The organism is Betaproteobacteria bacterium, from assembly GCA_016791345.1.
GTDB lineage: Bacteria > Pseudomonadota > Gammaproteobacteria > Burkholderiales > JAEUMW01 > JAEUMW01.
This window is the reverse complement of the sequence record JAEUMW010000450.1, coordinates 1-5,027: the sequence shown is the minus strand read 5'-3', so window position 1 is coordinate 5,027 and position 5,027 is coordinate 1. Positions and strand designations below refer to the sequence as shown.

Annotated in this window: 6 protein-coding genes; all 6 read right to left on the bottom strand. The window is 67.1% G+C overall.

Features of this window, described 5'->3' with window-relative positions:
* The coding region (locus tag JNK68_16910) for an MCE family protein (protein ID MBL8542025.1) at positions 1-554 on the bottom strand (554 nt) is incomplete at its 3' end.
* A 2-nt stretch (positions 555-556) separates the two neighbouring features.
* A complete protein-coding gene (locus JNK68_16905; protein ID MBL8542024.1) occupies positions 557-1,375 on the bottom strand; it encodes an ATP-binding cassette domain-containing protein in 819 nt (272 codons plus the stop codon).
* Positions 1,375-2,556, bottom strand: coding sequence for an ABC transporter permease (locus JNK68_16900; protein MBL8542023.1), 1,182 nt, complete (start codon positions 2,554-2,556; stop codon positions 1,375-1,377). Before JNK68_16900 ends, JNK68_16905 begins: the two co-directional genes overlap by 1 nt.
* A 200-nt stretch (positions 2,557-2,756) precedes the next feature.
* Positions 2,757-3,278 (bottom strand): chromate transporter, encoded by a 522-nt coding sequence (locus JNK68_16895; protein ID MBL8542022.1) that lies wholly within the window; start codon positions 3,276-3,278, stop codon positions 2,757-2,759.
* Positions 3,275-3,832: a chromate transporter gene (locus tag JNK68_16890; protein MBL8542021.1), complete on the bottom strand. Its 558-nt coding sequence runs from the start codon at positions 3,830-3,832 to the stop codon at positions 3,275-3,277. The genes JNK68_16895 and JNK68_16890 overlap by 4 nt, the downstream gene beginning before the upstream one ends.
* 45 nt (positions 3,833-3,877) lie before the next feature.
* A complete protein-coding gene (locus tag JNK68_16885) occupies positions 3,878-4,999 on the bottom strand; it encodes an ABC transporter substrate-binding protein (GenBank protein MBL8542020.1) in 1,122 nt (373 codons plus the stop codon).
* Positions 5,000-5,027: the final 28 nt, after the last annotated feature.

Genomic DNA, 5,027 nt, shown 5'->3' with positions numbered 1-5,027 from the left:
CGCAGATCGTTGACGATCTCGCCAACCGGCAGTCCCGTCAGGAACTCCTCGAGCTCCTGCGTGCGCGAGGGCAAGGTCGGAATCTCCCACCACCCCGACGGCGCACTCTCGTGAAGATCCATCTGTGTGCCCGGCTCGAAGTCGAGCTGCACGCGCTGCAGCCCGGTCACGAAGCTGATGACTTCGAGGCGCGCCCGCAGCCCGAATCTCTCGACGACTTCGCTTCGCACTGCGGCGAGCTGCTGCTCCGTCATGCCCCTTTCCTGTCGCCCGATGATCTCGACACGCTCGGTCAGCCTGCCCTCGACGGGAAAGAGGAACTGCTTGTTGGCCGGATCATATGCGGCGCGAATGCCGGTCACCTCGCCGACCTTGACGCCGCGAAAGGTGATCGGCGCGCCGAGCTGGAGCCCGGTGACGCCTGCATCGAAATTGAAGATCACCGGGGTTGCACGGCCGGCGCGCAACAGCGGCGTCAGGAAAATCAGTGCGAACGCGACCAGCGCGATGGCACCGATTATGAAGGCGCCGATGAGAGTGGCTTTGCTTTTCACGGTTACGATTGTGCCATGGACGGGCGCGTCGTCGCAGTCGGCTTGCCGCTGTCTTCACCGCGCGTGAGAAAACGGCGAACGCGTGGATCCTCGCACTCGGCGAGCAAGACCTTCGGGTCACCGGTCGCGATCATGGTCTTCGTCTCGGCATCGAGAAACACGGAATTGGTGCCGATCGCGAAGATGCTCGGCAGTTCGTGCGTGACCATCACGACCGTGGCGCCGAGACTGTCGCGCAGTTCGAGGATGAGATCGTCGAGCAGTCGTGAGCTGATCGGGTCGAGCCCCGCGGATGGTTCGTCGAAGAAGAGCGCCTCGGGGTCGAGCGCCATCGCACGTGCCAGGCCTGCGCGCTTGCGCATGCCGCCGCTGATCTCCGAAGGATAGAAGTCTGCGAAGCCGGCAAGCCCGACCAGTGCGAGCTTGAGCTCTACAAGCTCGCGGATTTCCGCGGCCGACAGCCGCGTGAACTGTTCGAGCGCGAGCGAGACGTTCTCCGCCAGTGTCATCGAGCTCCACAGCGCGCCGCTCTGATAGAGCGCGCCGAAGCGGCGGATGAAATCCTGGCGGGTGCTCTCGTCGAGATCCCACAGACTTTCGCTATCGACGATCACCTTTCCCTTCTTGGGTGGGACGAGCCCGATGAGGGAGCGCATCACCGTGCTCTTGCCGCACCCGCTGCCGCCCATGATGATGAAGATGTCACCGCGGCGGATGGTGAAATCGAGATTGCTCTGGATCACGCGCTCGCCGTAACCGACCGTGACTTCGTTCACGACGATGTGGTCAGTCGCAACCGGCGCGGACGCGGCAGTCGACATTACCATCCGATCGCGTTGTAGATCACGGTGATGATCGCATCGGCGACCACGATCAGCACCAGGCTCGTGACCACTGCTGAGGTGGTCACGCGTCCGACCTCCTCGGCGCTGCGCCCGCACTGCATGCCGCGCAGGCACCCTGCCATCGCCACGAGCACGCCGAACACGGCGGCCTTGATCAGGCCCTTGGCAAACATGCTCAGGCTGAGCGCACTGCGCGTCTGCGCGATATAGCCTTCCCAGGACAGATCGAGCAGCGTCACGCCGACGAGTGCCCCGCCCATGATGCCGAGGAAGTTCGCGTAGAGCGCGAGCAGCGGCGTCATGACGAACAGCGCGAGAATCCGCGGCAGCACGAGGAATTCGCTCGGGGCAAGGCCGGTGGTGCGCAGCGCGTCGATCTCCTCGTTCACCTGCATGGTGCCGATCTGTGCCGCGAACGACGCGCCTGCACGTCCGGCCATGATGATGCCGGTCATGAGTCCGCCCATCTCCACTGCCATCGCGATGGCGACCAGGTTGGCGACGAAGATCTGCGCGCCGAAGGCCGTGAGCTGGATGGCGCCGACGAAGGCGAGAATCATCCCGGTGAGGAAGCTGATGAGCGAAACGATGGGCAGCGCGCCGGGACCGCAGTCGGCGAAGTTCGCCACGAAGTCTGCCCGGCGAAAGCGCGCCCGACCGGTCACGAAACGCAGCAGCGCGATCGCCACCTCGCCCACGAACGTAAACACTTCGCGCACCGCCCCGGCAAAGCCGATGGCCGCCAGACCAACCCGCTCCACCACACCGGCGCGCCGGGCGCCGTCCGCCGCCGACCGCGGCGGCACCGTGCGTGCGAGACGAAACACGCGTTGCGCACCTTGGGGCAGACCGGAAATATCGAGCTGCGCACCGGCGCGTGTGGCAAGCGCTTCCACGCGACCGATGAAGACGATGAGGGCACTGTCCCAGCCGCTCAGGCCCGCGCTGTCGAACGCCACGCGGCGTATCGGACCGCTCGCGCCCATGCGGCCCTCGAGGTCCGCCACGCCGGGCAGTTGTTCGCTCTTCGTCCACGGCCCGGCAAGCGTGAGCACCCAGGCCCCGTTGCCGGCATCACGCACGGCGAGATCGAGCTGCTTCGGCGCTGCACCCGGCGTCACGCCCGCCCCTGCGGCAGGCGCTGATGCCTCGGTCATTGCCGCTCGCCCTGCAGGAAGTCCGCCGCGATTCTCGGTACCGTGTCCTCGAACACATCGACCGCAACACGGCAGGAGCCGGCAGTCACGCAGAGGCGCGCGGCAAGACCACCCATTCTGTGTCGATCACTCAACTCGTTGCCCGTCACTGCGAAGGCGGGAAGTGTAGCAGACGCACGCGCCCGAGGTTCGCACGCACCTCAAGAGAAGCCGGCGAGACCGAGTGCGGCACCCGCGGCAATCAACCACAGCGGATGCACCCGCACGAGGAGGAGAATGACGACCGTGGCTGCCGTGATCACGATCGAACGCCACGACATCGCAGCCGCAATCGCCAGCAGGCTGCCGCTCGCGAGTACCAGACCGACCGAGATCGACGCGATGCCGATCTGCACTGCGTGGCGCCACGGCGCATCGCGAAAGCGATCCCAGAATCCCACCAGGAAGAAGACGAGCGCGCTCGACGGGCCGCAGAACGCAACGGTCGCAGTGAGCGCACCCGCCAGCCCGGCGACGTGCCAGCCGATCAGGCAGATGATGAGGAGATTCGGACCCGGTGCCGCCTGCGCGATCGCGAAGAGTTGGGCGAAGGTCGCGTCGTTCATCCAGTGCGACTCCTGGACCGCGAGCCGATGTATCTCCGGCAGCATCGCATTGACCCCGCCAAAGGCCACCAGCGAAAGCGCGCCGAGGCGTAACGCGATGTCGAGCAGCACGTTCACCGCAGCCGCCGCCAGCCGAGCCAGACGCCCACCGGGGCGGCGCACAGAAGCACCGCGAGAAGGGGCCAGCGCAGGACGGCGATTGCGACCAGAACGGCACCGGTGACGGCAAAGAGCTCGGGTCGTGCGCGCAGATCGCGAGCCATCTCGATGCCCATGGCGAGAATCAGCCCCGCGCCCGCCGCGGCGATGCCGTGCAGCATCGACTGCACAACCGGAATGTCGCCGTAACGGTCGTACAGCGCGCCGAGGACGAGAACGATGCAGAACGGACCCGACATGAGCCCGAAGAAGGCGGCGGCGGCACCGCGCGCACCGCGGAAGCGCGAGCCCACGCAGATGGCGAGATTGCTGAGGTTCGCACCCGGCAGGAACTGGCTCAGCCCGAGCAGTGCACTGAACTCCTCCGACGACAGCCAGCGCCGGTCGTCGACGATCGCCCGGCGCGCGAACGGCATGGTGCCGCCGAAGCCGGACAGGCCGATCTTGCAGAAGCCGACGAAGAGCTGCAGGACGCTCGGCCGCAGGGCGGCATCGTCGACTGAACCCTGCACGCGACTCACCGCCTCGCTGCCGCGGCGCTCACGCCGCGGTGAAGCTCAGCGCTTGCCAAGAGCCATCCGCCAGCGCCGCAGAAAATCGTGGCGCGCCGGCTCGTCGAGGCTGCGCGCGAGTGCGGAATCGAGCGGAATCGGCCGCAACCGCTCGCCCGCCAGCTGCATGAGGCCGGCCGCAGTGGTGGCACCCGCCACGTCGTCACGCAGCGCGAAGAGTTGTGCGCGATCGGCGATCAGTTGCTGACCGCGGCGCGACAGCAGGTAGTCCAGCCAGAGACGCGCGGCATGCGGATGCTGTGCCCGGCGGCTGATGAAGGCGGTTCGCGTCATCACCAGCGTGTAATCGCGCGGCAGGACGTAGCCAATGGCGGTGTCCGCCCGTGCCGCGCGCATCACGTAGGCACCCAGCGCGTTGTGGGCGATGTGGGCGTTGCCACGCGCGAGCGCCCGCAACATGGCATCCGTAGTGAGCTGAAAGCGCGTACCGGCGACACCGAGCGCGCGCACGAGATCCCAGTACGCCGCAGACGCGGCTGCGTCCTGCGTTGCCAGCAGATAGCCGAGGCCCGAGCGCTCGACGTCGTAACTCACCACCCGGCCGCGCCAGCGATCGCCCCCAGCCTGCAGGAGGCGCGCGAGATCCTCGTGCGCCTGCGGCACTTCCGCCGCGGCAACGGCCTGCCTGTTGTACGCGATCACCACCGGCTCGAAGGTGGTGCCGAAGGCCTGGTCGCGCCAGACCGCCCAGCTCGGCAGCGCCGCCCGCTCGGGCGAGGCATAGGTCTGCGCATAGCCCTTCTCCACGAGGCTCATCTGCAGATCCATCGCCGAACTCCACAGGGCATCGGCGGAGTCGTGCCCGAGGCCGTTTTCGGCAAGGTAGCGGTGGTGCAGCTGAGTGGCGTTGAGGTCTTGGTAATCGAGCTCGATCCGCGGGTAGAGCGACTGGAAGTCCTCGACCAGCGGCCGCGCGACGGCGAGATCGGTGTTGGAGTAGACGACGAGAGCACCCTCCTCCTCGGCTGCCGCAATCGTCTTCGCGTAGTCCGCGGGATATCCGGACGGAACCTGGCCGGGCGCCCGGTAGGGAATGGTCTCTTCAGACCACGCCGGCGCCGCCGTGCAGGCGCCGAGGAGCCACCAGAGGATGGCACGCCGGTTCATGGCCGGGTCGGCACCAGCAGCACCGGAA